27 protein-coding genes and 1 pseudogene are annotated in these 25,807 nt (G+C 63.0%); 9 read left to right on the forward strand and 19 right to left on the reverse strand.

From position 1 onward, the window contains the following. The first annotated feature begins 314 nt into the window (after positions 1-314). Both NKJ18_RS27835 and NKJ18_RS27840 read left to right on the forward strand, forming a co-directional pair. Positions 315-1,316, forward strand: a complete 1,002-nt coding sequence (locus NKJ18_RS27835) for a hypothetical protein (RefSeq protein ID WP_352760767.1) — start codon at positions 315-317, stop codon at positions 1,314-1,316. Between the two features lie 240 nt (positions 1,317-1,556). Next, the gene (locus NKJ18_RS27840; protein ID WP_023688968.1) at positions 1,557-2,009 is read left to right on the forward strand and encodes a hypothetical protein; all 453 of its coding nucleotides are present in this window, start codon (positions 1,557-1,559) and stop codon (positions 2,007-2,009) included. A 73-nt stretch (positions 2,010-2,082) separates the two neighbouring features. On the opposite strand, the gene NKJ18_RS27845 is transcribed toward NKJ18_RS27840, so the two are convergent. After that, positions 2,083-2,958 carry an NAD(P)-dependent oxidoreductase gene (locus NKJ18_RS27845; RefSeq protein WP_023742246.1) on the reverse strand — a complete coding sequence of 292 codons (876 nt, stop codon included), beginning with the start codon at positions 2,956-2,958 and terminating at the stop codon, positions 2,083-2,085. A 28-nt stretch (positions 2,959-2,986) separates the two neighbouring features. Continuing rightward, complete coding sequence (locus NKJ18_RS27850) at positions 2,987-3,751, reverse strand: SDR family oxidoreductase (RefSeq protein WP_023726186.1); 765 nt, start codon at positions 3,749-3,751, stop codon at positions 2,987-2,989. A 215-nt stretch (positions 3,752-3,966) separates the two neighbouring features. On the opposite strand from NKJ18_RS27850, the gene NKJ18_RS27855 reads away from it, so the two are divergent. Further along, positions 3,967-4,305 carry a winged helix-turn-helix transcriptional regulator gene (locus NKJ18_RS27855; RefSeq protein WP_023703179.1) on the forward strand — a complete coding sequence of 113 codons (339 nt, stop codon included), beginning with the start codon at positions 3,967-3,969 and terminating at the stop codon, positions 4,303-4,305. Positions 4,306-4,371: 66 nt separating this feature from the next. On the opposite strand, the gene ftsH is transcribed toward NKJ18_RS27855, so the two are convergent. The 9 genes from ftsH to ybgC form a co-directional block, all read right to left on the reverse strand. Further along, positions 4,372-6,297 carry an ATP-dependent zinc metalloprotease FtsH gene (ftsH, locus tag NKJ18_RS27860; RefSeq protein ID WP_023673598.1) on the reverse strand — a complete coding sequence of 642 codons (1,926 nt, stop codon included), beginning with the start codon at positions 6,295-6,297 and terminating at the stop codon, positions 4,372-4,374. Between the two features lie 103 nt (positions 6,298-6,400). Beyond that, entirely contained in the window at positions 6,401-7,816 is a 1,416-nt protein-coding gene (gene tilS / locus NKJ18_RS27865; RefSeq protein WP_352444891.1) for a tRNA lysidine(34) synthetase TilS, read from the reverse strand. A gap of 51 nt (positions 7,817-7,867) precedes the next feature. Beyond that, the gene (ybgF, locus tag NKJ18_RS27870; protein ID WP_352760772.1) at positions 7,868-8,950 is read right to left on the reverse strand and encodes a tol-pal system protein YbgF; all 1,083 of its coding nucleotides are present in this window, start codon (positions 8,948-8,950) and stop codon (positions 7,868-7,870) included. 211 nt (positions 8,951-9,161) lie between these two features. After that, entirely contained in the window at positions 9,162-9,668 is a 507-nt protein-coding gene (pal, locus tag NKJ18_RS27875) for a peptidoglycan-associated lipoprotein Pal (RefSeq protein ID WP_023684182.1), read from the reverse strand. A 249-nt stretch (positions 9,669-9,917) separates the two neighbouring features. After that, a complete protein-coding gene (gene tolB, locus NKJ18_RS27880; protein ID WP_023673841.1) occupies positions 9,918-11,222 on the reverse strand; it encodes a Tol-Pal system beta propeller repeat protein TolB in 1,305 nt (434 codons plus the stop codon). 38 nt (positions 11,223-11,260) lie between these two features. Further along, positions 11,261-12,418 carry a cell envelope integrity protein TolA gene (tolA, locus tag NKJ18_RS27885; RefSeq protein ID WP_352760774.1) on the reverse strand — a complete coding sequence of 386 codons (1,158 nt, stop codon included), beginning with the start codon at positions 12,416-12,418 and terminating at the stop codon, positions 11,261-11,263. A 7-nt stretch (positions 12,419-12,425) separates the two neighbouring features. After that, positions 12,426-12,878 carry a protein TolR gene (tolR, locus tag NKJ18_RS27890; RefSeq protein WP_023673843.1) on the reverse strand — a complete coding sequence of 151 codons (453 nt, stop codon included), beginning with the start codon at positions 12,876-12,878 and terminating at the stop codon, positions 12,426-12,428. Positions 12,879-12,887: 9 nt separating this feature from the next. Continuing rightward, a complete protein-coding gene (gene tolQ / locus NKJ18_RS27895; RefSeq protein ID WP_023673844.1) occupies positions 12,888-13,598 on the reverse strand; it encodes a protein TolQ in 711 nt (236 codons plus the stop codon). Positions 13,599-13,910: 312 nt separating this feature from the next. Continuing rightward, positions 13,911-14,381 (reverse strand): tol-pal system-associated acyl-CoA thioesterase, encoded by a 471-nt coding sequence (gene ybgC, locus NKJ18_RS27900; RefSeq protein WP_352760777.1) that lies wholly within the window; start codon positions 14,379-14,381, stop codon positions 13,911-13,913. Between the two features lie 65 nt (positions 14,382-14,446). Between ybgC and NKJ18_RS27905 the strand changes: the two genes are divergently transcribed. Continuing rightward, the gene (locus NKJ18_RS27905) at positions 14,447-15,697 is read left to right on the forward strand and encodes a glycoside hydrolase family 5 protein (protein WP_352760780.1); all 1,251 of its coding nucleotides are present in this window, start codon (positions 14,447-14,449) and stop codon (positions 15,695-15,697) included. 143 nt (positions 15,698-15,840) lie between these two features. On the opposite strand, the gene NKJ18_RS27910 is transcribed toward NKJ18_RS27905, so the two are convergent. The 6 genes from NKJ18_RS27910 to NKJ18_RS27935 all read right to left on the reverse strand — a co-directional run bounded on the left by NKJ18_RS27910 (position 15,841) and on the right by NKJ18_RS27935 (position 20,461). Then, entirely contained in the window at positions 15,841-16,743 is a 903-nt protein-coding gene (locus tag NKJ18_RS27910) for a metallophosphoesterase (protein ID WP_031355825.1), read from the reverse strand. Positions 16,744-16,877: 134 nt separating this feature from the next. Beyond that, positions 16,878-17,915: a Holliday junction branch migration DNA helicase RuvB gene (gene ruvB, locus NKJ18_RS27915; RefSeq protein ID WP_352754622.1), complete on the reverse strand. Its 1,038-nt coding sequence runs from the start codon at positions 17,913-17,915 to the stop codon at positions 16,878-16,880. Between the two features lie 43 nt (positions 17,916-17,958). Next, complete coding sequence (gene ruvA, locus NKJ18_RS27920) at positions 17,959-18,579, reverse strand: Holliday junction branch migration protein RuvA (RefSeq protein ID WP_023668770.1); 621 nt, start codon at positions 18,577-18,579, stop codon at positions 17,959-17,961. Between the two features lie 10 nt (positions 18,580-18,589). Continuing rightward, positions 18,590-19,096 (reverse strand): crossover junction endodeoxyribonuclease RuvC, encoded by a 507-nt coding sequence (gene ruvC / locus NKJ18_RS27925; protein WP_352760782.1) that lies wholly within the window; start codon positions 19,094-19,096, stop codon positions 18,590-18,592. Positions 19,097-19,163: 67 nt separating this feature from the next. Further along, positions 19,164-19,694, reverse strand: coding sequence for a protease adaptor protein RcdA (rcdA, locus tag NKJ18_RS27930; RefSeq protein WP_023688956.1), 531 nt, complete (start codon positions 19,692-19,694; stop codon positions 19,164-19,166). A 386-nt stretch (positions 19,695-20,080) separates the two neighbouring features. Beyond that, positions 20,081-20,461 (reverse strand): hypothetical protein, encoded by a 381-nt coding sequence (locus tag NKJ18_RS27935; RefSeq protein WP_023668767.1) that lies wholly within the window; start codon positions 20,459-20,461, stop codon positions 20,081-20,083. 309 nt (positions 20,462-20,770) lie between these two features. Between NKJ18_RS27935 and NKJ18_RS27940 the strand changes: the two genes are divergently transcribed. After that, the gene (locus NKJ18_RS27940) at positions 20,771-21,322 is read left to right on the forward strand and encodes a DUF2269 family protein (protein WP_352760785.1); all 552 of its coding nucleotides are present in this window, start codon (positions 20,771-20,773) and stop codon (positions 21,320-21,322) included. Positions 21,323-21,329: 7 nt separating this feature from the next. On the opposite strand, the gene NKJ18_RS27945 is transcribed toward NKJ18_RS27940, so the two are convergent. Further along, on the reverse strand, positions 21,330-22,100 hold the full coding sequence (locus NKJ18_RS27945; RefSeq protein ID WP_023668765.1) for a sulfite exporter TauE/SafE family protein: 771 nt from the start codon (positions 22,098-22,100) through the stop codon (positions 21,330-21,332). 229 nt (positions 22,101-22,329) lie between these two features. Here NKJ18_RS27945 and NKJ18_RS27950 point away from each other — a divergent pair, with 229 nt between their 5' ends. Continuing rightward, positions 22,330-22,827 (forward strand): GNAT family N-acetyltransferase, encoded by a 498-nt coding sequence (locus NKJ18_RS27950; protein WP_023728625.1) that lies wholly within the window; start codon positions 22,330-22,332, stop codon positions 22,825-22,827. Here the strand turns inward: NKJ18_RS27950 and NKJ18_RS27955 are convergent. Beyond that, positions 22,784-23,221: an Lrp/AsnC family transcriptional regulator gene (locus NKJ18_RS27955; RefSeq protein ID WP_023704892.1), complete on the reverse strand. Its 438-nt coding sequence runs from the start codon at positions 23,219-23,221 to the stop codon at positions 22,784-22,786. The genes NKJ18_RS27950 and NKJ18_RS27955 overlap by 44 nt on opposite strands. A gap of 129 nt (positions 23,222-23,350) precedes the next feature. Between NKJ18_RS27955 and NKJ18_RS27960 the strand changes: the two genes are divergently transcribed. The 3 genes and pseudogenes from NKJ18_RS27960 to NKJ18_RS27970 form a co-directional block, all read left to right on the forward strand. Continuing rightward, a complete protein-coding gene (locus NKJ18_RS27960) occupies positions 23,351-24,268 on the forward strand; it encodes a DMT family transporter (protein WP_352760788.1) in 918 nt (305 codons plus the stop codon). Between the two features lie 142 nt (positions 24,269-24,410). After that, entirely contained in the window at positions 24,411-25,058 is a 648-nt protein-coding gene (locus NKJ18_RS27965; protein ID WP_352741537.1) for a thiamine phosphate synthase, read from the forward strand. Further along, positions 25,018-25,725 (forward strand): annotated as a pseudogene (locus NKJ18_RS27970) (tetratricopeptide repeat protein); the annotation flags it as partial. The gene NKJ18_RS27965 and the pseudogene NKJ18_RS27970, both read left to right, overlap by 41 nt. Positions 25,726-25,807: the final 82 nt, after the last annotated feature.

Genomic DNA, 25,807 nt, shown 5'->3' on the forward strand with positions numbered 1-25,807 from the left:
CCGGCTCGTAATGCCACAATTGGTCCGAGCCCGACTATCACATTGTGTGATTGTATATTACCAATTCTTAGAAAATCATTGTAGCAGGCTGTTCGGAGCGTTGGCAGCGTATCATGACACGGTGTTGCCGCAATATAACATTCACACTGGGCCACACTGCGCAGATTGGGCCGGTAAGCCGGACTGTTGGAGGGGCAGATCGCAAGGGTCATCACCTTATCGGGAGAACGCCGTTTAGCATCTGGCGCAGCCTAGCGTTGAGAGCTATTGATTGACACAGGTACAACCTATGGGCGCAGCAACGGGAGAACGCCATGCTCATCCACCGACTTGCAACTTTGACGGGTCTTGCCGTCGCAACCTGGTTCATGGCGGCGCCCGCCAGCGCGCTGACCATGGCCCAGTGTAGTACCAAGTATAATGCCGCCAAGGACGCCGGCACGCTGAACGGGCAGACCTGGAATCAGTATCGGAAGGCCGAGTGCGGCACCGACGCGGCGGCCACCACCGAGACCGCAAAGCCGGCGGCCAAGAAGGCCGCTGCGGCCAAGACGGACACGACCAAGGCCGCCGCTGCTGATAACGGCGCCAAGGGTCTGACGGCCAAGGAATGCAGCGCTAAGTACCAGGCTGCCAAGGCCGCCGGTACGCTCAATGGCGCAAAGTGGAACGACTTCCGCAAGACCGAATGCGCCGCCGGCGCATCCGCCGCGGCAGAACCGGCCAAAGCCACGACCAAGGCCGCAGCCACAACCGACGATGGCGCCAAGGGCCTGACGGCCAAGGAATGCAGCACCAAATACCAGGCGGCAAAGGCCGCCGGCACGCTGAACGGCGTGAAGTGGAACGACTTCCGCAAGGCCGAATGCGCCGCCGGGGCCTCGGCCGCGGCAGCACCCGCCAAGGCAACCACCAAGGCAGCTGCCGACAGCAGCGGCAAGGGCCTGAGCATGGCCGATTGCAGCGCCAAGTACCAGGCTGCCAAGTCTGCCAACACGCTGGGCGGCAAGAAGTGGAACGACTTCCGCAAGGCCGAATGCGGCGCAGGCGCAGATGACGACGACACCGTGCCGGCTCCGAGCGAGGCGACCTATACCAGCGAGCCCGAGAAGCCCTCGGTCAGCGCTCCCAAAGGTGTCAAGTTCCCGGCCGCGATCTCAAAGAAATACGCCAGCGAGACGCCGGCCAAGGGCCGCATGCATACCTGCCTCGAGGTGTATTATGCCAACAAGGACGCCAACACGCTCAATGGCCTGCGCTGGATCCAGAAGGGCGGCGGCTTCTACAGCCTCTGCAATGCCAAGCTGAAGAGCTGATCGCGTAGCCATATTCTCCAGACAAAGGCCCGCGCATCGCAGCATGCGCGGGCCTTTTTATTGCGCTCGAACACACCCGGCGTTGATCGCGTTTACATATCGCGGAAGCTGTCGGCATCATCTATTCGCCCACACTGCCCACCCCAGACATATCGGTGGTTCGCAAAGATTCCAGTTGAACATACGGAGAACAAATGGTATACAAAAGGACATCGAACTTTTGTACACCAGGAGGGTCTTATGTCCAGATTGAAATTGGCGGCATTGGCTGTGACGGCATGGATTGCTTGGAGCGTCGCCCCTGCAAGCGCACTGACGATGAAGGAATGCGGCGAGGCCTATCGCACAGCCAAGGAAGGCGGCACTCTGAACGGCATGGATTGGACCGCTTTCCGCACCGAGAAATGCGCGACGTCAGCTGCGGAGAGTGCCAATGCGGATGCGGTCAAAACCGAGCCGCAGTCGCAGAAGGAAACCAGCGCGGCGGTCGCCCCCGCTGTAGCGCCGACGGGCGTGACATTCCCGACCACCCTAGCCGCCGAATTCAAGACCGAGAAGCCCTCGAAGGCGCGTATGAAGACCTGCCTGCAGGGCTACCACGGCAACAAGGACGCGGGTACGTTGAACGGCCTTCGCTGGATCCAGAAGGGCGGCGGCTATTACAGCCTCTGCAACGCCAAGCTGAAGAGCTGATCGACCAGCAGCGTTTGAAGATCGAAGGCCCCCAACCGCAAGGTTGGCGGGCCTTCTCTTGGGTCTTGCCCCGTCAAGCGCCTTGTTTCGAGAGCTGGAGCAGTGCGACCAGGCTTGTAAGATCGGCATTGGCCTGGCCGGCAGCCACCCCGCGCTTCATCAGGCTTTGCATCGGCAAGACGAGTTCGGTGCTGACATCAGCCGACCTGCTGGCATCGATGAGATTGACGTAGGCATCAGCCTGCATGCCCAGGTTGGAAACGACATTGCTGGTGTGATCGCCACTGTCGATCTGTTCCGCCCACTTCGGCAGCAGGCCTTGCATCGACTGAAGCCAGGAGGCCAGCAGCGGCATGAACTCGCCGGCCGGGATCCCTGCTGCGCCCGTCAATGCCAACGCCTGCAGAACGCCCGCGAACATGCCGTACATGCCGCTCAGAAGCGAGATATCATAGAGCGGCGCGAGGCAAGCATCCTCACCGAGGAATTTGCTGGTGCCGAGCGCTCCGAGCTGCCCCGAACAGGCATCGAACGCCTGGCGCGAACCGCTGTAGAGAATCAAGGCGTGCGGCCCGCCGATCATCGGCGGCACCGCCATGATGCCGCCGTCGATGTAGCTGGCGCCCTGGCTCACCGCCCAGGCCGATATCGCCCACGCCTGCTCGGGCGTGCCGTTGGTGAGATTGACCAATGTGCGGCCCGACAGCGCGTCTCGGCTTGGGCCGAGCACCTCACGAACGGTGTCATAGACAAGCAGGCACGCCACGATCAGTGGACTCGATCTGACGGCTTCCTCGACACTCTTGGCCACAATGGCGCCCTTGGCTGCCAAAGCCTCAGCCTTTGCCGGAGAACGGTTCCACACCGTTACCGCATGTCCCTGGTTCAGAAAGGCTTCGGCAAGCGCAGTGCCCATGGCGCCGAGACCGATTACTGTTATGTCGCTCATTCTGCTTCTCCTTGGTTTGGTTGCGCGGTTACGCCGGTGTCGGGCTCAGGTCCTGGCCAAGGCCACCGTCCACGGTCAGCCGCGCGCCCGTGGTGAAGGTCGCGTCGAACGCCAGGAACAGCACTGCGCGCGCCACCTCCTCCATCGTGCCGTGGCGCCTCATCGGCGTGACCGCGTCGCCGATCGCCATGAAGGCGGCCCGCTCCTCGGCCGACGCGTCGGCCACACCCATCGTCGGCGTATCGATGAAACCAGGGCTGACCACATTCACGCGGATCCGGCGCGGCAGAAGCTCGGCGGCCAGGACCTTGGCGAAGGCGCGCAGTGCCGCCTTCGATCCGGAATAGACGCTCATGCCGCCAGTGCCGGATTCGTCGGCGATCGACGAGGTGAAGACTATGGCGCCACCATCCCTGATGAGGGGCAGCAGGCGCTGCGCGGTGAAGAAAGCGCCTTTGGTGTTGATGTCGAAGGTGCGATCGTAACTGTCCTCGGTGACCCGCTCGACGGGTTCGAGATTGGCCACCCCGGCATTGACGTGAAGGAAGTCGATCTGGCCAAGCTTCTGCCCCACTTCGGCACCGAGCGTGACGATATCGGCCATGTCTGAGATATCGGACCGCACGACATGAGCTCGCGAAAACAGCTTGACTCGCGCGGCCTCGATGTTGCGCTGGTCGCGGCCGGTGACCAGGACCTCGGCGCCGCTTTCGATCAGGGCTTCGGCAACGGCGAGCCCCATGCCGTGCGTCCCGCCGATGACAACGGCCTTCTTGTTTGCGTATCGTGTCATGATCCATCCCTTTTTGACAAAATCCGGCCGCCGACGGCCTTTGCAGGTCGAAGCGAGGTACCGATATGATGTTGTGGTGTTCGCCGATGCCGGCGAGCTGGTTTGAAGCTATGGACCGGCTTGGTTTTTCTCAAGTACCGACAAAAATGTAAGCTACCCACCGATTGCTCAGAATTGGATGAAACATGGGAAAGAAACAGCCAGATAGTTGCGGATTGGGGCCGGCGCTGGAGGTCATCAGCGGCAAATGGAAGGCGCTACTGCTCTGGCAGATTCACAAGGCGCCGGCACGATTCGGTGAGCTGAAGCGGCTGGTGCCTGACATCAGCGAAAAGATGCTGATCCAACAGCTGCGCGAAATGGAGGCCGACGGCATCGTCCATCGCGAAATCTTTCCCGAGGTGCCGCCGAGGGTCGAATACTCGATTACCGAATTCGGCATCGAGCTGGACAATGCCCTGATCCCGCTGGCCAGATGGGGCAAGCAACATGCTGGCCGGACTGACGGTGTGCGCCCCGGCAAAGCAAATGCATCCGTCCCGCATGCTATTTGAGAGACCCTGAATAGCAAAACGCCGCGGATTGAGCCGCGGCGTTTTCTTGCATCAAGTGATGTCAGCTCAGCTCGACGGCTGAGGCTCCATGCCGCCTTCGGGCTCGGGACCCTTCTTGCGGCGGCCGGACTTCGGCACAGCCGAGCCGCGGCTTGTGGGGGTGTCATCCCCCAAATCTCGCGCGGGCTTCTGCCCGGCGATCAGCTGCTTGATCTCTTCGCCCGAAAGCGTCTCGTATTCGAGCAGGCCCTGCGCCAGAGCGATCCATTCCTTCTTCTTCTTGGTCAGAATGGACTTGGCCGTGACATAGGCCTCGTCGATCAGCCGGCGCACTTCGGCGTCGATGATCTGCGCGGTCTCTTCCGAGACGTTCTGCGTGCGCGCCACCGAATGGCCGAGGAAAACCTCTTCCTGGTTGTCGCCATAGGCGACATGGCCGAGCTTGTCGGAGAAGCCCCAGCGCGTGACCATGGCGCGCGCCAGCTTTGTCGCCTGCTCGATGTCCGAAGAGGCGCCGGAGGTGATGTTCTCCTTGCCGAACTTGAACTCCTCTGCGACGCGGCCGCCCATCATGATGGCAAGCCGCGAGATCATGTATTTGTAGCTCATCGAATAGCGATCGCCTTCCGGCAGCTGCATGACCATGCCGAGCGCGCGACCGCGCGGGATGATGGTCGCCTTGTGCAGCGGATCGGCCGACGGCACGTTGAGCGCCAGGATGGCGTGGCCGGCCTCGTGATAGGCCGTGAGTTCCTTTTCGGCCTGGGTCATGGCCGACGAGCGGCGCTCGGCGCCCATCATGATCTTGTCCTTGGCGTCCTCGAACTCGGCCATGGTGACAAGTCGCTTGTTGCGGCGCGCCGCCATCAGAGCGGATTCATTGACCAGGTTCATCAGGTCGGCGCCCGAGAAGCCCGGCGTGCCGCGTGCGATCACCTTGAGGTCGACATTCGGCGCCAGCGGCACGTTGCGCACATGCACCTTGAGGATCTTCTCGCGGCCGACGATGTCGGGGTTCGGCACCACCACCTGGCGGTCGAAACGGCCCGGACGCAGCAGCGCCGGGTCGAGCACGTCGGGCCGGTTGGTGGCGGCGATCAGGATGATGCTCTCGTTGGACTCGAAGCCGTCCATCTCGACCAGCAGCTGGTTCAGCGTCTGTTCGCGCTCATCATTGCCACCGCCGAGGCCGGCGCCGCGATGGCGGCCGACAGCGTCGATTTCGTCGATGAAGATGATGCAGGGAGCATTCTTCTTGGCCTGGTCGAACATGTCGCGGACACGGCTTGCGCCGACGCCGACGAACATCTCGACGAAGTCGGAACCCGAAATGGTAAAGAACGGCACATTGGCCTCGCCGGCGACGGAGCGGGCGAGCAGCGTCTTGCCGGTGCCGGGAGGTCCGACCAGAAGCACGCCGCGCGGGATCTTGCCGCCGAGGCGCTGGAACTTCTGCGGATCGCGCAGGAACTCGACGATCTCTTCCAGATCTTCCTTGGCCTCGTCGACGCCGGCGACATCCTGGAAGGTGACGCGGCCATGCGCCTCAGTGAGAAGCTTGGCCTTCGACTTGCCGAAACCCATGGCGCGGCCGGAGCCGGACTGCATCTGGCGCATGAAGAATATCCACACGCCAAGGATCAGGATCATCGGCAGGTAGGAGATCAGATAGCTGAACAGCGAGTTGGAACCGTCCGACTCAGGCCGCGCATTGATGGTGACGTTCTTGTCCTGCAGCCGCGAGACCAGCTGCGGATCGCCAGGCGAATAGGTCTGGAAGCCATTGGCGTTGTCGGCGTAGGTGCCCGTGATGCGGGCGCCGGCGATGACCACCGTCTTGACCCGGCCGGCCGCGACCTCTTGCAGGAACTGCGAATAGGGAACGTCGGTCGAGGCCCCGCGAGTCTGCGGCGTCTGGAACAGATTGAAGAGAGCAATGAGCAGGACCGCTATGATCGCCCAGAGCGCGAGATTGCGATAATTCGGATTCATCAATTGTCCCGTTGGTGCCCGCTGGGACACGCGTCATGAGAGGAAACTTGCGCCTAACATAGGGAGAGCGCCCCCCCTTGCCAAGCATAACAGCACGTCTGGGTTAAGCTTTCGCGCCATGATCAACCGGCACTGTGGCGGCCAAAGGGCAAGCCGAGACAGGCGGTGCGCCGATCAACTCGGCCACGGCCTGCGCCAACACCAGATCGAAGCACGGCAGAAAACGGGCAAAGGGCGCAACGGCGGGACTGACGGCGATTGCCGCCGCCGCCGCTACATCCCCTGCAAAACCAAGGCATTCGCCGCCGCGCCATAGCGCCGGTTCCGCAGCCAGGGCGGCGCGCACAAGGCTTGGCGGCGCGCCATCCCCGGCAATCGGCGTTTTGGCGGCGGCAGCAGCGCCAAGCGGCGCGATCAACCATGCACCCGAACTGTCGCCCAATGTGATCGCCCCGGCTTCGATGTCTGGCGTGATCCGCCGGCGACCGTCCCAAAGCAGAGTGCCAGCTATCGGCGCGGAACGCGGCAGGTCGCGCGATTCACGGCGCAGGAAGATGCCGTTTCGCCTGATATCGACGACCGCCCGCGACAATGTGGCGCAAAGCCGACCGGCCCGCATTTGCTCGAACAGCGCTTCGCCGCGCGCCTGGTCCGGCAACAAGGCGGTGCCGCCCGTCGCCGCCAGCAGGACACGCAGCGCATAGACCGCGGCTCGCGTGTCGTCAGCTTCGGCAAGACCGGGATCGAGACGGATGAGACCCCTCGCCGGCCGGCTGGCAAATTCACCGATCAGGGCGGCGGCACGGCGGCCGAGTTGTTCGCGCTGGCCGGCGGCCCGCCTGGCAAGGCCGATCGCTTCGGCAAAACGCTGCCCGCTCCGGTCTTCGCCGAGCACGGCCCGGATGCGCGGGCGTTCGAAGTTCGTGTCGATGTTGGTCGGATCCTCCGCCCAGCCGACATGTTCGCGCTGCAGGAAGGCGCGCAACGCCGCGCGCCGTACGCCGAGCAGCGGCCGCGCGATCCAGATCCGCCAGTCATAGAGGGTGGCCGGCGCCATGCCGGCGAGACCTCGGCCTGCCGTTTCACCGAGATCTCGCCCATCATTCCGCGCGGCTCGCATCAGGACGGTCTCGGCCTGGTCGTCGGCGGTGTGGCCGGTCACGATCACACCAATGCCTTGCGCCTGCGCTGCCTCGGCCAGCAACCGGTAGCGCGCCTCGCGCGCCGCCGCGGGCAGGCCGGCCGACGGCTTGGCGCCGGACCAGTTGAGCGTCCGGTGCGCGATGCCGCGCTCGGCACAAAGCTTTGCCACGCTGCGCGCTTCGACTGCTGCTTCCGGACGCAGGCCGTGGTCGATCGTCACCGCCAGCAGCAGGGCGGTCGGGGCGCTGCGGTCGAGGTGAGCCTTGAGGAGAAGAAGGAGGGCGGTCGAGTCGCTGCCGCCGGACACGGCCGCAAGCGCGCCGTTGGTAAAGTCGATCTGCGAAAAATTCGAAAGGTCAGGCTCGGTATCGAGCATCAGTGCATGTCGCGCAAAAGTGGTCCCGGTTCTGGGACAACACGGCAAAGACTAGCACGCCGCCAGCGCCCTCTCCTGCTTGACGCGTTCCTTGAGCGCGGCCGAAATATCGGGATAGCGCTTGCCAATCTCGCCGAAGGTGGCGCAGGCGACATCCTTCTGCTTGAGGCCGACCAGCGACACGCCAAGCTTCAGGAGCATGTCAGGCGCCTTCTTGGCCTTCGGATAGTCCTTGCTGGCGGAGAGGAAAACCTCGGCAGCGTCATGATACTTCTGCTGGCCAAGCAGCGATTCGCCAAGCCAGTAATGCGCGTCCGCCGCCTTGGCGTCCTTCGGGAAGCGGGCGATGTGGTCGCGAAAACCCTGCTCGGCGGTGCTGTAGTCGCCCGACAGGATGAACTGGTAGGAGTTGCGGTAGATCTCTTCCGGGTTGTTGGTGGCAGGCAGCGCCGCCACCACCGTGCCGTCCGACTTGCCGGTCTTAGCCCCGGCAGCCGGCGCCTCGGCGGCGGGAGCCGCACCTTCCGCCAGCGCCGCTGCCTGCGTGTTGCCGCCGGCGTCGATTACATTGCCGTTCTTGTCGACGGTGATGGTGCCGAAGGTCTTGGGCGGCGTGCCGTTGATCACCTTGCCGGGATCGCCGGTCTGCGATTCGACGATGACCTCGCCGACGCTCTGGCCGCCATCCGACTGCGCGCCGGCATCGGCCGGCGCCTGGTCTGCCGGGGCCTCGGCGACGCCGGTGCCCGCGCCACCGTCCTGCGGCGCGGCCTCCGATTTCTTCTGGGCCGGCGGCTGCCCGCTGGAGCCGCCTTCCAACTGCTGGAAGCGGAACTCGTTGTCTTCCTGCTGCTTGCGCATCTGCTCCTGCATCTGCAGGATCTGGAAGTTGAGTTCCTCGAGCTTGCCGTTCATCTGCCGGAGCTGATCTTCCAGCCCCGCGGCGGCGGTGCCGTCCTGCTGCTGCGCGATCTGTTGCTGCTCCGGCTTCTCCTTCTTGCCGAAAATGCCGAGCGTCGGCAGATGGAAGGAAAAGCCGCTATCCGCGGGTTGTCCGGTGCCGCTCGCGGAAGCCGCGAAGCCTGATACGAGCAGCAGCGCAAGCGTGCCGCTCAAGACCGATCTGAAATGCATGTGCCTCTCGCCGTGAATATCGTGAGCCTGTTCGCGCCTTCCGATCACAGTGGGACCGGCACGACGCCCTCGGCTCTTAGCAGGAGGCGAGACTTCGGCCAAATTTTGTTTCCGGGTTTGTTTCCGGGGCCGAAACTAAAAAAGGCGGCCACAAGGCCGCCTTTCGCATGGAGGTGTTGCAATTATGCGACTAAGGCCGCCGTCTTACTCATCAGGAGCCGGCGCCGGAGAGCGTGGTGACGGCGCGGCGATTCTGCGACCAGCAGGAGATGTCGTCGCAGACCGCGACCGGACGTTCCTTGCCGTAGGAAATCGTCTTCAATCGGCTCGCCGAGACGCCCCTGGCGACCAGGAAGTCGCGAGTGGCGGCGGCGCGGCGGGCGCCGAGAGCCAGATTGTATTCACGTGTGCCGCGTTCGTCAGCATGGCCTTCGACGACGATGGCGTACTGCTTGTATTGGTTGAGCCACTGCGCCTGGCGCGACAGCGTCGTCTGCGCATCGGCGCGGATCGCGGTCGAATCCGTGTCGAAGAAGATGCGGTCGCCAATGTTGACGGTGAAGTCCTGCGCCGAGCCCGGCGTTGCCGCACCCGCGCCATTGAGACCGAGATCGGCAGCGTTGTTCGGGGTTTTCTTCGAGGCGCAACCGGTGATGGCGAGCATCGCGATCAGGGCGATCATCGCCGGGTTTCTGGTAAGTGCTGCGATACGGCCCATGCCGCCTCTCCTTCGTATTCGAGTGATCGTATTTCGAGTGATTTCGTTGATCACCCAGTAACCACGTTTGGGTTAACCGGCATTCAAGAAATACGGTTAATGTTTGGTTTCGATCGTCCGTCCACGACCTTCAAATCCACGGTCACAGTTGGCGCGGACCCTAGGCGGAAATGCGGCCGAAACGCGACTAATGAATGGAAAAGGGGCCAAACGGGCCCCTTTTTAGCAGGTGTGGCAATTCGGCCGAAACTACTCCAGCAGCGGCGACCAGGCGGGATCCGACGCGAAATTCGCGGTCGGGATCGACTGTTCGTTGCGGCCGGTGAGATCGACGGAAACCAGTTTTGGGCCGCCGGCGGAGTCGCGGAAGAACATCAGCACGCGGCCGTTGGGCGCCCAGGTCGGTCCCTCCTGCTGGAAGCCCGAGGAGAGGATGCGCTCGCCCGAACCGTCGGTCTTCATGACGCCGATCTGGAATTCGCCGCCGGTCTGCTTGGTGAAGGCGACGAGGTCGCCGCGCGGCGACCACACCGGCGTCGAATAGACGCCGTCGCCGAACGAAATGCGGGTCTGGCCCGAGCCGTCGGCGCCCATCACATAAATCTGCGCACGGCCGCCACGATCGGAAGTGAATACCACCTTGCTGCCGTCGGGCGAATAAGAGGGCGAGGTGTCGATGGCGGTCGAGTTGGTCAGCCGGGTGGTCGAGCGGCTTCGCAGGTCCATGGCGAAGATGTTGGAATTGCCGTCATCGCGCAGCAGGCTCATGATCACCTTCTGGCCGTCGGGCGAGAAGCGCGGCGCAAAGGTCATGCCGGGAAAGTTGCCGACCAGTTCGCGCTGTCCGGTCTCGATCTGCAGCAGATAGACCCGCGGCTGGCCGCTTTCATACGACATGTAAGTGATTTCCTGCCGATTCGGCGAGAAACGCGGCGTCAGCACGATCGAGCGGCCATCGGAGAGATAGCGCACATTGGCGCCGTCCTGGTCCATGATGGCGAGCCGCTTCTTACGCGCATTCTTGGCGCCGGATTCGTCGATGAAGACGACGCGTGTGTCGAAATAGCCCTTCTCGCCGGTGAGCTTCTCATAGATCGCATCGGCGATGATGTGGGCGACACGGCGTTGATTTGCGTCGTTGGCGAAAAACTGCTCCCCGGCTATCTGCTGGTTGCCAAAAATATCCCATAGTCGGTACTGGGCGCGGATTCGGCCGTCCGCCTCCTTGCTCACGCTGCCGGTGACCAGCGCCTGCGCATTGATCACCTTCCAGTCGTCGAAACGGGGCTGCGCATCCGGATTGGCGATCTTCTCGATGAAGGCGTTCTTGTCTATCGGTGCGAAGAGACCGGAGCGCTTCAGGTCGGCGGTGACGATCTCGGAAATCTGCGCGCCGAGCCCTCCCTGGAAATCTGGGATTGCGATCGGCATCGGTTCGACATTGCCTTTGTTGACGTTGAGCTCGAGGGTTGCTCGAGCAGGCAAGGTGACGACGGCGTTCATGCCCATCGCCATCGCGGCGACCATCAGGAGCGGCTTGAGGATGGATTTCATGTCTTCTCGCTTCTCTTGCTGATTTCTGGGTGCTCAGGCTACAGGCCAAGCATCGCTCTGGGATCGAAGTTGACGCGAACGTCGGACCAAATGTCATGCTTTCCGGCGGGCACCTGCAGGCCGGCGACATCGCATTTCTGCACAGCGCGAACCGCGCTGCTGTCGAACTGGGGGTTGCCGCTGGACTTCTCGACGGTCGGACGGCCCTCCAGCTTGCCGGAGGCATCCAGGCTGAAACGGATCACCACGGTGAAATCCTCAGAACCCTCAAGCCCAACCGGGAGGGTCCAGCAGCCACCGAGCTGTTCTTCCAATGCCCCTTGCTCGGACTTCGACAGCTTCTGGCCTTGATCCTTGTCGCCGCCTAGCGATGCCTGCTGGGTCGAGCGCTTAGCGCCGCCGCCGGATGGCTTCTGCTTGTCGAGCAAAGCCTTGATGTCAGCCTCATTAAACTGCTTGTCATCCGACTTCGGCTTCGACGAGGCTTCCTTGACTGGCTTGTCAGCGTCCTTGCGGTCCGGTGCCTTGGCGCTTTCGGCCTGCGCCGGCTGCGGCTTCGGCCGTGCTTCGGGAGCAGGAGCGGAAGTCGGAAGCTGCGCTTCTTCCAGAGGCTGCTGATCCGATATGGCTTCGGCGACCGCATCGGGCTTCACGCGTGGCTTCGGCTCTATGGCGGCGGTCCTGTCCGGCTGCGGTGTTGGTGCAGGCTCCTTCACCGGGGTCGGCTTCGGTTCAACCTGCTTCACCGGCTCGGGCTTGACCTCTTCCTTCGGCTGCGGCTCCGGCGCCACCTCCGTCGCAGGTGTCGGCTTCGGCGCTTCCTTTGGCTTCGGCGTGTCCTCGGTCTTCGGCTTTTCGGTCGGCGTCGGCGCCGGAGCAGCCGTCGCTGTTTTCTCCACCGGCTTCGGCTTGGGATCGTCCGTCACCGGCTTGTCGGTATCAACGCTGTTCTCGCCGATTTTCTGTGCATCTGGCACGATGTCGGGACGCTTGGTCGGCATCGGCGCCGGCTTTTCATGCATCACCGCCTTCTTGTCGCCCTGCAGCGTCTGCGCAATGGCTTCCATGGGAACGATGTCGACCGCTATCGACTCCACATCCGTGGACGGCAGCGCGGCCGGCGCCGACAGGGTGAACAGGCCGAAAGCCAGTGCCACCGTATGCAGTATCACCGATGTGGTGAGGCCGGTCTTCATCGTGCGTCTACTGATCCTGTTGCTGCAGTGAAATCAGGCCGATATTCTTGTAGCCGGCGGCCTGGATGAGGGCCATGACCTCCATCGCGGCGCCATAGTTGGTCGCCTTGTCGCCTCGGATGAAGATGCGCTCTTCGTAGCCGGTCTTGGAAATCGCCTGCAGTTTGGCGACCAGCTCTTCCCTTGGGATTTCGGTCTCCTGCAGGAAAATCTTGCCGGCCGCGTCGATCGAAACGGTGATCGGCTGGGTGTCGGCGTTCATAGCCTTGGCCTTAGTCTCCGGCAGGTCGACCGGCACGCCGACCGTCAACATAGGTGCGGCGACCATGAAGATGATCAAGAGCACCAGCATCACGTCGACCATCGGCGTGACGTTGATTTCCGACATCAATGCATGGTGGCGGCCGCGCCGCCTGTGTCCGCGTCCGCCGCGTCCTGCCATGCCAACCGACATACCCATCTTCTTACCTCAGCCCTTAGGCGCTACTTTTTCATCGATTTGGCGCGAGAGTATGGCGGAGAACTCGTCCGAGAACCCTTCCATCCGCACGGCGATCTTGTTCGCGTCGGATGACAGCTTGTTGTAGGCGATAACCGCCGGTATGGCGGCGAGAAGACCGATGGCCGTCGCCAGCAGCGCTTCGGCAATGCCGGGTGCAACAACCGCGAGACTGGTGTTCTTCGAACCGGCAATCGCCTGGAACGAGGTCATGATGCCGATGACGGTGCCGAACAGGCCGATGAAGGGTGCGGCCGAACCAGTGGTGGCGAGAAAGCCGAGACGGCCCTCCAGCTTCTCCATCTCGCGCGTCAACGCCAGGTCCATCGCCTTGTCAATGCGGGTCTGCAGGCCGAGCGGCGATTTGGCCCCCTTCTCGAAGCTCTTCTTCCATTCGCGCATGGCCGCAACGAAGATCGCACCCATGCCCGTGGTCTTGCGGTCGGCAAGCGTGCGATAGAGCTCTTCCAGCGACTGCCCCGACCAGAACACCTGTTCGAAGCGATTGAGCGACAGACGCATGCGGGCATAGCTGACCAGCTTGTCGACGATGATCGCCCAGGTCCAGACCGAGGCGCAGAGCAGACCGATCATGACCAGCTTGACCACCCAGCTGGCCTGTGTGAACAGCGCCCAAATCGACAATTGCGCTGCCGGATCGGCGAGTGCGGTAGTTTCCATGCTTCAGTCCTTAAGATTTTCCGGGCATCGCTGGCGGCTGGCCCATGGGCATCCCTTGTGGTCCGTTCGCGCTTGGCTTCCGGATTAACCCCAAAATGCACCGTTGGCGGCCTTTTCAGGGCAAATATTGGTGAAAGGAAGGCGCGCGGATTCTTCCAATCTTCACCGATCTCTTCATGAACCGTTATGGTTAAGGATGGGTTAGGAAATATGGCGCGGCGCATTGCCGCGCCCAGCGATGCCGCAGGCCGTCCATCCACAATCGAATGCGTTGCCGATTGGCCGCTCGTTGCCGGCCGGCAGGCCTTGATATCAGCTTGCTCCTGGTAGAAAGGCCGCGATCCATTCTTTCGGAAAGCGTTTCGGCCGGCCGTTGTCGCCGATGATCGCCGCCTCGACCTTTGCTTCGACCAGTACCTCTGTCCCGCGTTTCAATTGCTGCGCCATGACGATGCGAGCGCCGGAAATATCCTGCGTTGATGTGTCGATGGTCAGGATGTCGTCCATGCGGGCAGGCGAGCGGAAATCTATCTCCATCCGCCGCACCACCCAGACGATCCGTTCGCCTTGCTTGCCTTCGTGAAGTTCTGTGTGGTGGACGCCCGCCAGCCTGAGATAGTCCGAGCGGCCGCGCTCGAAGAATTCGAGATAGCGCGCGTGGTAGACGACGCCGGAGAAGTCGGTGTCGGCATAATAGACTCGCGCCATCAGCCGATGGCCGAATTCCGTCAAGGCTCCGGAAAGCCCGGCAGCAAGCGCCGCCGATTCACCATGATCGTCCATCGCGCTTTCCTTTTTGCCCCCGGCGGGGCACCTGTCTTGCCAAAATCACCAGCGCAGCAAACCGGATGGCACTGTTGACGGCGAGGATCAAGACCTTGATGGCAGCGCTGCTGGTGCTGGCGGCGTCTGCGCTTCCCGGTCAGGCCGCGAGCTTTTCGATGAAGCGCGGCCTCAACCTCGACCAGTGGACGACCTGGGTCGGGGAAGACAAATGGAACGACCGACAAGCCATCCTGCCCTATCCGGAATGGCGCAAGTTCCTCGACGAGGGTGACCTCAAGGCGCTGAAGGCCGCCGGTTTCGACTTTCTGCGCATGCCGGTCGATCCCTCGCCGTTTATGTCGGATCAGACGCTGGCGCTGCGCGACGACCTTTATGCCAGCGTGCGGGACTCGGCGCGCATGATCAACCGGGCCGGTCTGAAAGTGATCGTCGACATGCACCTGATCCCGGCCGGCGGCGGCCGCGAGATCGGCATGGGCCAGGTGATGGACGATCCCGCAACCTTCGACGCCTATGTCGAGGTCGTCCGCAAAATGGCGCGCACGCTTGCCACCGAGGACCCGGCGCAGGTCGCTTTCGAGCCGATGAACGAGCCTATCGTCGACTGCGACAGCGATGGCACCAGCCTGTGGCCGGAGCGTCAGCAGAAGCTGTTCGCGGCCGCGCGCGCCTCGGCCACCAGGCTGACGCTGATCCTGACCGGCGCCTGTTATTCCAATGCGGCTTCGCTGGTCAAGATCGACCCAAAGTCGATCCCCGACGACAACCTCATCTGGACCTTCCACTCCTACGACCCGTTCCTGCTGACGCATCAGGGCGCGACCTGGGCCGGCGATTTCATTCTTTATGTTACCGGGCTGCCCTATCCGCTGACCGCGGTGCCGCGCGCCGAGCTCGATGCGACGCTGGATGCAATCCGCGCCAAGATAAAAGCCGAGGCGCCATGGACCAGACGGAACGGCCTGCTCGCCTATCTCGATGAACAAGCCGCCAGCATGGACACGGACGAAAAGCTGCTCGGCGTCATGGATGCGCCGTTCGAAAAGGTCGAGGCCTGGGCGAAGGCCAACGCCATCAAGCCGGAAAACATCACGCTGGGCGAGTTCGGCATGATCCGCCAGGAGTATGGCAACCCCTATGTGATGCCGCCCAAATACCGCGCCGCCTATGTCAAGGACATGATCGCGCGCGCCGAGGCGCATGGCTTCTCATGGTCGGTGTGGAGTTTTGGCGGCGCCTTCGGCATCGTCGATGCCTTCAACGGCGAAAAGGCCGAACCCGCCGTGATGGATGCGATCCGCTCGCTCCATTAGCCCTAGGGCATGTCGAGATTCAGGTCAGGCCGAGTCGAAAATGAGGGCTCCGAGAACCGGAACGGAGCGGACTTTGGTCCGTGACTACGGAAGCGCAGGAACACCTCATTTGCAGGCCGGCATCACCTGAATACCGGCATGCTCTAACCGAGGTCGATCTGAAGTATTTCCGGCCGCATGCCGAAGCGCACCGGTGCGATGCTGAAGCCGAGCCCGCCTGACACGATCAAATTGCGGTCATTCTCGACGACATGGCCATAGGCGAAACGGTTGCCGAAGCGGGACGGAACCACCGGTGAATAGCCGAACAGCCTGACCTGCCCGCCATGTGTGTGGCCCGACAGCGTCAGCGAAACCCGCCCCGGCACTTTCGGGAAAATATCCGGCTCATGCGCGAGCAGGATGACGGGCGCCTGGTCGATGATCTTGGCCAGCGTGCCGTCGAGATCGTCCAGGCCTTCAAATCTGTCGCGGCCTGCGGCCTTGTTCGGTAACAGGGCCAGCTGGTCGGCGAGTCCGGCGATCCAGAAGCCGTATCCATTCTTTTCCAGACGCACAGCGTCGTTCTCCAGAACCGAGATGCCGGCTTCCTCCAGTGCCTTGCGCGCCACAGTCGGCCCCGCTCCGGCCTGCTGCGCGAAAGGATCGTGCCACCAGTCGTGATTGCCGAGGATCGACAGGACACCAAGCGGCGCCTTCAGTCCTGACAAGGCCGGCGCCCATTCATGGGCCTCCACCCGGTTCGTCACCAGGGACATGCCTGAGATATAGTCGCCGAGCAGTACGATCAGGTCGGGCTGCAGCACGTTCGCACCCTCGACGAGCGAAGCGATCCGCTCAGGCGTCATCCAGGGACGGCAGGCGTGAATATCGGCAAGTGCTACAACGCGCAGCTTGAGATCTGCAGGCCAATGCGGCGGCGTCAGCCGGTAGCGCTTCACATGCGTCAACAGCATCGGCTCGATGCCGACCGCATAGGCACTGAGCGAAGCCAGCGAGAGGAACGAACCTCCGGCGAATTTCAGGAACCCGCGTCTGGTGATCACTTTTCTGGCTCCGACCTTGATCGGAGCAGTTCGCGCCGACATTGCGACGCCCGATACAATCGAGGAATGCGCCTTCACGCTGGCAGGTTTGAGGAGATTCTGCACAGAAATCCGTTCCGAAGAACAAATGTCCGTTACTCTTCTTGGAACAGGTTGATCTGCTGCTGTGCCAGATCCTTTGGCGCGTCGAGGCCGAGATGGCGCCAGGCGTTGGCGGTCAGCACGCGGCCGCGTGGCGTGCGTTGGATGAAACCCTGCTGGATCAGATAGGGCTCGATAATGTCCTCGATGGCGTCGCGCGGCTCGGACAGGCCGGCGGCGATCGTCTCGATGCCGACCGGGCCACCACCGAAATTGCGCGCGATCATCGAGAGATAGCGGCGGTCGAGCGCGTCGAGGCCGAGCGCGTCGACCTCGAGCCGGGTGAGAGCTTCGTCGGCAATCTGCTTGCCGACGTGGCCGTCACCGGCGACGGAGGCGAAATCGCGCACGCGGCGCAACAGTCGGCCGGCGATGCGCGGCGTGCCGCGGGCGCGGCGCGCAATCTCCAGCGCGCCGTCGTCGCCGAGCGGCATTTGCAGGATGCGGGCGCCGCGGCGCACGATCTGCTCCAGTTCCTCGACCGAATAGAAATTAAGCCGCACCGGAATGCCGAAGCGATCGCGCAGCGGGTTGGTCAAAAGGCCGAGCCTGGTGGTGGCGGCAACGAGCGTGAAGCGGGCAAGATCGATCTTGACCGAGCGTGCCGCCGGACCTTCGCCGATGATCAGGTCGAGCTGGAAATCCTCCATCGCCGGATAGAGGATTTCCTCGACTGCCGGATTGAGCCGGTGGATCTCGTCGATGAACAGCACATCGCGGTCTTCGAGATTGGTGAGAAGTGCGGCGAGATCGCCGGCCTTGGCGATCACCGGACCGGAGGTCGAGCGGAAATTGACGCCGAGCTCGCGCGCCATGATCTGCGCCAGCGTTGTCTTGCCAAGCCCCGGCGGCCCGACGAACAGCACATGGTCAAGCGCCTCGCTGCGGCCCTTGGCGGCCTCGATGAAGACTTTGAGGTTGGCCCGCACCGCGGCCTGGCCGACGAAATCGGCGAGCGTCTGCGGCCGCAAGGTCTGCTCAGCATCCTCGCCGCGCTTTTCCGGGGCAATGAGGCGGGGTGAAAGGCTCATGCGGCCTTCCTCGCACAGGGCAAAGGACCGGACAAGCAATCACTCACCGCGCCAGTTCCTTCAGCCCGAAACGAATGAGCTTCGAGGCATCGGCGTCCTCGCCGGCCGTCTTCAGCGCCGCCGCGACAGCATTGGCTGCTGTGTCGCGCGAATAGCCGAGATTGACCAGCGCCGAGACGGCGTCGGTAATCGGCGCCGGCGCCACGCCTTCGCCGAGCTCCTGCTTAAGGCCGATGGTGCCGGAGGCGGTTCCGGCATAGGCCGGCGCCTTGTTCTTCAACTCGGTGACGATGCGCTCGGCCACCTTCTTGCCGACGCCGGGCGCGCGGCTGACCATGGCGATGTCGCGCAGCGCGATCGCATTGGCGAGGTCTGCCGGCGCCAGCGTCGACAGGATGGCCAGCGCCACCTTGGCGCCGACGCCTTGCACATTGCTCATCAACAGCCGGAACCATTCGCGCTCAAGCACCGACTGGAAACCGTAGAGCCGGATCATGTCCTCGCGCACATAGGTCTCGATGAACAGCACCACCGCCTCGCCGGGCGAAGGCAGCGCGGCCAGCGTGCGCGCCGAGCAATAGGCGACATAGCCGACGCCGTGCACATCGACGAGGCAGAAATCCTCCTCGATCTCGTCCAGCGTGCCTTTCAATTTGCCGATCATGCGTGATCCCTCATGCCAGCGCCATCCTGTAGGCGACGCTTTGCCGGTGATGCGCGTGGCAGATGGCGATAGCCAACGCGTCTGCGGCATGTTCGGTGTCGAAAACGGCTTTCGGCAACAGCACCTTTACCATCATGTGGATCTGCTTCTTGTCGCCATGGCCAACGCCGATCACCGCCTTCTTGACGGCATTGGGGGCATATTCGGCGACGACGAGGCCGGCGCGCGCCGGCACCAGCATGGCTATGCCGCGCGCCTGGCCGAGCTTCAGTGTCGCCACCGCATCCTTGTTGACGAAGGTTTGCTCGACGGCCGCTTCCTGCGGCATGGCCGCATGCAGGATCTCGGCCAGCCCGTCATGCAATTGGCAGAGCCGTGTCGCCAGCGCGGCCTTGTCGTCGGAGCGTACGGTGCCGGAGCTGACAAAGCGCAGCGAGTTGCCGAGGCTCTCGACGATGCCCCAGCCGGTGCGCCTCAGCCCCGGATCGATACCGATAATGCGAATCGCTTCCCTCATGCGCGAAGTCTACCTCCGGCGCACAGCGATGTCAGGGAAATGTGAACAAACCGGAAACGGGAAGCGTTTAACCTCGAGCGAAAGCCGTATTCAGCAGCGTGATCTGGTCGGAAACCGGATTGGCGCGGCGGCCTGTTACCGGCGTCTCGGCAAACGCGCCGCCATAGATCTCTTCGTCCATGCGGCGCACCAGCGCCTGCAGGCGCAGCGAGCGGGTGACGAGGTCGAGGAAATCCTTCGGCAGTTCGCCCCAGCCGACCGCTTCGTCATGCGCCGAGGCGGTGTCGAGACGCACCTTGGATTTTTCCGAGGCGACCTGGTCGCGGGTCATCTCGCCGGAATTTGCCGCCCGCTGCAAAAGCAGCCAGGAGGCGACCTGCATCAGCCTTGTGGTCAGCCGCATCGATTCGGCCGCATAGAGCGTCGCCGCCAGTCTGGACAGCTTCTTGGCCTCGGCCCGGCCCTTGCCGTCAAGATATTCCGCTGCTTGCTCAACCAGGCCCATGCCTTCCTGGTAGAGCGGTTTGAAGGATTGGGAGAAAACCCGGCGTTCCGCCAGCTTGATGGTTTTCGCGCTGCCCTTCGAAGGCTCGTTCATCGATACGCCCCTGCACTGCCCCGTCGGCTGATTCGGCTTCATCGCCGTCACGCCGGCACCCTAGATGACTGAAGCTTGAAAATGCGCTTCGCCGCCGGTGAAGGCAAGCACATGTTTAACAAACGGTTAACGCCTGTGCAGGGGCGCCAAGCGGACCAAAAGCAGACAAAAAAAGAGCCGCGGATAAGGCGGCTCTCAGGAGTTTAACAGGGAGGCGTCAAACGAAGTGGCTCCAACCACTCGGTAAGAATCCAGATCACTGGATGGACATAGTAAACACCTGTAAAGCTTAATGAACCCTTAACGGCGCGGATATTTCTTGATCGACCGCTGCCCTTCTGTGCCGTATCAGCACAACGGCCCCCGGAGCCTGATCGTCAGCTTGTTCATGCCTTCTTCCACACAGCCGGCAAGGAAATGAAGGCGAACAGCAGCATCGCCGCATAAAAGCCCATCGAGGAGGAAGCCAGCACCGGCTCGATCTCCGGATGGCCGGCAAGTTCAAAGTAAAGCCCGATCATCAGTGCGATGCCGCAGATTGCCGTCAGCCAGAAATGCACGACGGCAATCGTCTTTTGCCCGACCGCTGGAAACAGGTGGTAGAAGAAAGCAAACACCGCCGACATCAGCCAGCCCGCCACCATGGTGTGCGCGTGGGTCGGCATCTGCCCATGGTCATTGGAGATCGCCATATGCAGGCCGAGCGCCATGCCGCACAGGGAATAGATGACGGCCAGGGTGAAGAAATTTCGTGCTACGCCTTGCATGGGATACCCTCGTTGGTTGTTGCAGACTTGGTCCGACCGCGCGCGGCCAAAATGGAGCGTCGGTCGCGGCGGCTTAGTCCCCGCAGGTTTCAGGATCATGCCGCGAAACCAGCCAGTGCCGACATGGCGTCCATCCGGCAACTGCCGGGTATTGTGCGGGCTGCGGTAAAATCCGGCGACGGCGCCGCCGCAACAAGCCGGCACCCACGCGGCATCTTCTGGATACATGTACGGAGATAATCCGCCCTCCTTCGGAAGCAGACGCGCGAAAGCAGCGTTTACCCCCGGAACGATGCACAATGAGCGGCAATGGACTGGTATTCTCTCTTCAAATTCCTGCATGTCATGGCAGCGATTCTCTGGCTCGGCGGCGGTTTCGCCATGCTGCTGGTTTCGATACTAGCCGAGCGCGCCGGCGACGACGAGACGCTGATGGTCATGCTGAGAACGACGGACAAACTCGGCTTGCGTCTGTTCGTGCCGGCGTCCGTCGCGACCCTGGCTTCTGGCCTGGTGCTGACTTCGCTATGGACCGGCTTCTCCGACCTTTGGGTCCTCATCGGCCTTTGCGGCTACGCCGCCGCGTTTCTGACCGGTATCCTCGTGCTGAAGCCTTCGTTCGAAAAGCTTGCCGCAATGCTTGCCACGGACGGCATGACCCCGGCCGCCATAACGTTTGGGCGCCGCATGATACGAATCGTCAAGTTCGATTTCGTCATCATGATCGCCGTCGTCGCCGACATGGTGCTGAAGCCGACCGCGCACGACATCGCCACTCTCGGCGCCATGGCGGTCGTGGTCGTTGGTGGTGCATCGCTGACCTTTGCGAGCGCCCCGCGAACCAAACCGGCAGCCGCCTGAGCGGGATTTAGAGCAGGCCGGCGATCCCGTCCCAAAGCAGCTTGACCGCGACCACGGCCACGGTCGCGTAGGTGAAGGGATAAAAAATCTCCGGCCGCATGCGCCGCACCAGCCAGGCGCCGGCGATGGTGGCCAGCGGCGCCAGCGGCATCAGCACGGCCGACGCCGTCAGGTTGGCGGTGTCGAACTGGCCAAGCGCGAAATAGGGGATCAGCTTCAGCGCGTTGGTGGCGGCAAAGAAGATCGCCGATGTCCCCGACAGCACCTTCGGATCGAGCCGGATCGGCAGCGCATAGACCTGGAAGGGGGGCCCGCCGACATGGGCGACGAAGCTGGTGAAGCCGGCGACGGTGCCCCAGAAGGCGGCGGCGATGCGGTTGGGCGCCGCCGCATGGTCGGAACCGTGGCGGAACTGGAGATAGAGCCAGCGCAGCACGAAGATCAGCGCGACAGCGCCGACGATCAGCCGCACCATCTCTTCGGTTACGAGCGCTGCCGTCAGCCAGCCGAGCCCAATGCCGATCACCGCGCCCGGCATCATGTCGACCAGCATCTTTCTGTCGTAGACGCCCCACCACGTCCACACCGAAACGATGTCCATCAGGCACAGGATCGGCAGCAGGATGGCCGCCGCCTGCACCGGCGGCATGGCCAGCGCCATCAAAGGCACGCCGACGAAGCCGACAGCGCCGCCGAAGCCGCCTTTCGACAGCCCGACAAGTATCACCGCCGGAATGGCGGCGGCATAAAACCACGGATCGGCGAGCAGACCTGACATGAACTGGAAATGCTGGAGGGAAGACGGTTGCCCTGCAATAGCCCAGAAACCCTTGCGCCGCGACCGGGAAAATGCCGGCCGTGTCGATCAACTGTGCGTAAAGCGACGGTTCCGGATTTACGGCAAGATCGCCGCCGATGCATAAGGGCGCCGTCCGATGCATCAAGTTTTGACCCCAGGTTTTGGCCCCAGGTTTTGACCCCAGGTTTTTGACCCCAGGTTTTTGACAATGAGCGAACCCCACATCCGCCGCGCCGAAGCGGCCGACCTGCCTGCCATCGTAGCCATGCTCGCCGACGATCCGCTTGGCCGCAGCCGCGAGGATGCGACCGAGCCACTCGCCAAGGCCTATCGCGACGCCTTTGCCGCCATCGACGCCGACCCCAACCAGTTTCTTGCCGTGATGACGGATAGCGGCCGAGTCATCGGCACGTTGCAGATCAGCTATCTCGCCGGGCTGTCGCTGCAGGGCGCCTTGCGCGGCCAGATCGAGGCTGTGCGCGTCGCCGCGGACCGCCGCGGCGAACGGCTGGGACAGCGTCTGCTGGAATGGGCGGTCGAACAGTGCCGTGAACGCGGCTGCAAGATTGTCCAGCTGACCACCAACAAGAGCCGCCAGGACGCGCATCGCTTCTATGACCGGCTCGGCTTCAAGGCCAGCCACATCGGCTACAAGCTGGAGCTTAATTCAGTGGCGGCGGACGGCGCCGGATCGGCTGCGCCTTGATGATGGCGGTGCTGGTCTCCGCCTTGTCGGCGATGCGGTCGAGAAGCTTGTCGAGCTCGCCGATGGAGCGCACGTAGAGCCGGGCCACGAAACAGTCGTCGCCGGTGACCTTGTCGCATTCGCCGAATTCCGGGATCTCCTCGATCAGCTTCTGGACGATATGCAGCTTGCCCGGCAGTGGCCGCACCCGCACGATCGCCTGCAACGGAAACCCCAGCGCTTCCGGGTCGATCTCGATGGTGAAGGCGCGGATGACGCCGCGTTCCTCGAGCCGCCGCAGCCGTTCCGAGACGCTCGGCGATGACAGCCCGACCTGCTGCGCCAGATCCTTCAACGAAGTCCGCGAATCCAGGATCAGGATGTCGAGAAGCTTTCTGTCCAACTCGTCCAGCATTTTCATCTCCTCGCAAAAGGGCAGCGCGCGCCTTATTAAATAAGGTCCTGCCCCCCTATCACCTTTCATAGGGTATATAAACCCTCAAGACGGTATGAGATTATGGCATCAACAGATAGAGGTATTGTCATGGACAACACGGTACGCGGCACGATCGAGATGACGGCGGCGATGACAATCGTCGGCACGATCGGCTGGTTTGTCGTCATGTCGGGCCAGCCCGTTATGGACGTGGTGTTCTGGCGCTGCGCCTTCGGCGCGGTGGCGCTGCTGATCACCTGCGCGGCACTCGGGCTGCTGCGCGGCAGGCTGACGCTGCGCATTGTTGCCATCGCCGCTCTTGGCGGCGCGGCTATCGTCATCAACTGGCTGTTGCTGTTCAGCGCCTTCTCCCGCGCCTCGATCTCGATTGCCACGGCGGTCTACAACACGCAGCCCTTCATGCTGGTCGGCTTCGGCGCGCTGTTCTTCGGCGAGCGGCTGACCCTGGCCAAGCTGACCTGGCTCGGCATCGCCTTCGCCGGCATGCTGCTAATCGTGCAGACAGGGCCCGATGCGGGTGTCGGTTCCGGCATAACCGGCACAGATTATGTCATCGGCATCGTCATGGCGCTCGGAGCGGCCTTCTTCTGGGCTGTCGCGGCAATCGTCGCCAAGAAGCTCAAGGGCACCCCGCCGCATCTGATCGCGCTGATCCAGGTCTGCGTCGGCGTCGTCATGCTGGCGCCCTTTGCCAACCTCTCGCATTTGCCCGCCGATGCCTGGAGCTGGGCCATGCTGGCCACGCTTGGCGTCGTTCACACCGGCCTGGTGTACATATTGATGTACGCCGCCATCCAGAAACTGCCGACGCATCTGCAGGGGTCGCTGTCCTTCATCTATCCTGTCGTTGCGATCCTGGTCGATGTGATGGCCTTCGGCCACCGGCTGCATCCGGCCCAGCTCGTCGGCGCAGCCGCCATCCTGATCGCCGCCGCCGGCATGAATCTCGGCTGGACTTTGTGGAGGGCCAAATCGCCGGCCGAAAGCCCGCAAGCCGCCAAATGAGCCGCAGAGCGTCGGCTCGCCGGCGATCGTAAACCAAAGCCAGCGCATCGTTCCCCGCCCGCCTGTTCAAGGCGGGCGCTTTGTTCTATGCCGCAATGCAACCATCTTCGCCCGGCATAGGCGAAACCCGGGATCGAAAGCCATGAACGACGCAACACCCCCCAACCGCTGCCGCATCGTGCTGATCGCACCCAAGGACGCTCCGGCGCAGCGCATTGCGGCTGCCTTCGACGGCGGTGATATCGCTTCGCTGATCCTGCCTGAGAGCGGCATGGACGAGGCTGCCTTCCAGGCCTTTGCAGAACAGATCGTACCGGCTGCGCAAGCGGCCGGCATCGCCGTCATCATCGCCGGCGATACCCGCATTGCCGGCCGTGTCCAGGCCGACGGCATTCATGTCGAGGTTTCCAAGGACGCGCTCGCCGAGACCATCGAACACTTCCAGGGCAAGATGATGGTCGGCGCCGGTGGCGCCAAGACGCGCGACGACGCGCTGGAACTCGGCGAAACCAGGCCCGACTACATCTTCTTCGGCCGCTTCGGCTACGACAACAAGCCGGAACCGCATCCGCGCAACCTGTCGCTCGGGCAATGGTGGGCGGACGTGATTGAGATCCCTTGCATTGTCATGGCCGGTTCCGCCATCGCTTCGGTAGAAGCGGTGGCCGCCACTGGCGCCGAGTTCGTGGCGCTGTCCAGCGCCGTCTTTGCCGAAGGCGCCGATCCGAAGGCGGCGATTGCTGCCGCCAATGCGCTGCTCGACCAAACCGCGCCGCGCTTCGAGGGCTGACGTGCGCCGACCTGGACTTCCTCTCGCGGTTCTCGTTGCGGCCTTGATAAGCGGGGCAGCGATCGCGGCGGAAACCGTTCCGCTGCCGCAGCCGAGGCCGGACACCAGCGCGCCCGCCCTCAGCGTGCCGGATGCGGTCGCCCCCGATGCGGGTGCCCCAAAAGCCGGCGCCACCGATTCCGGCGTCCATATCGACAAGCCGATCGACACCCCGCTGCCGCAGCCCGCGACAACCGCGCCGCTGCCGTCGGCCGACGCGATCAACCCCGAACGTTTCGGCGCCAAGCCGGCGGACCCCGCCTATGGCGCTTTCCAGCGCGGCCTTTACAAGACAGCCTACAATCTGGCGTTGGTGCGGGCTCAGAATGGCGACCCGGCGGCGCAAACGCTGGTGGCCGAGATCCTGTCGCGCGGGTTGGGCGTGCCGCTCAACCCAGCGGAAGCCGCCAAATGGTATGCGCAGGCCGCCGAGCAGGGGATTCCTGAATCGCAGTTCCAGTATGCGCTGATGCTGCTCGACGGCCGCTACGTCAAGAAGGACGAGAAGGGAGCTTATGCGCTGATGCAGGCCGCCGCCGAGGCCGGCAACCGGCTGGCGCAGTTCAACTTCGCGCAATTGCTCGTGCAGCAGGATCCGGGCGATGCCGGCATCTACCCGGCTGTGGCCAGTCTCTTATACAACTATCACAGCCAACGAGACCCCCACCAATATGGTGTGGCGGATTGAGATTTAAAAAAAAAATAGAGGG

Origin of the sequence: Mesorhizobium sp. M0217 (genome assembly GCF_040321955.1) — a bacterium.
Classification (GTDB): Bacteria; Pseudomonadota; Alphaproteobacteria; order Rhizobiales; family Rhizobiaceae; genus Mesorhizobium.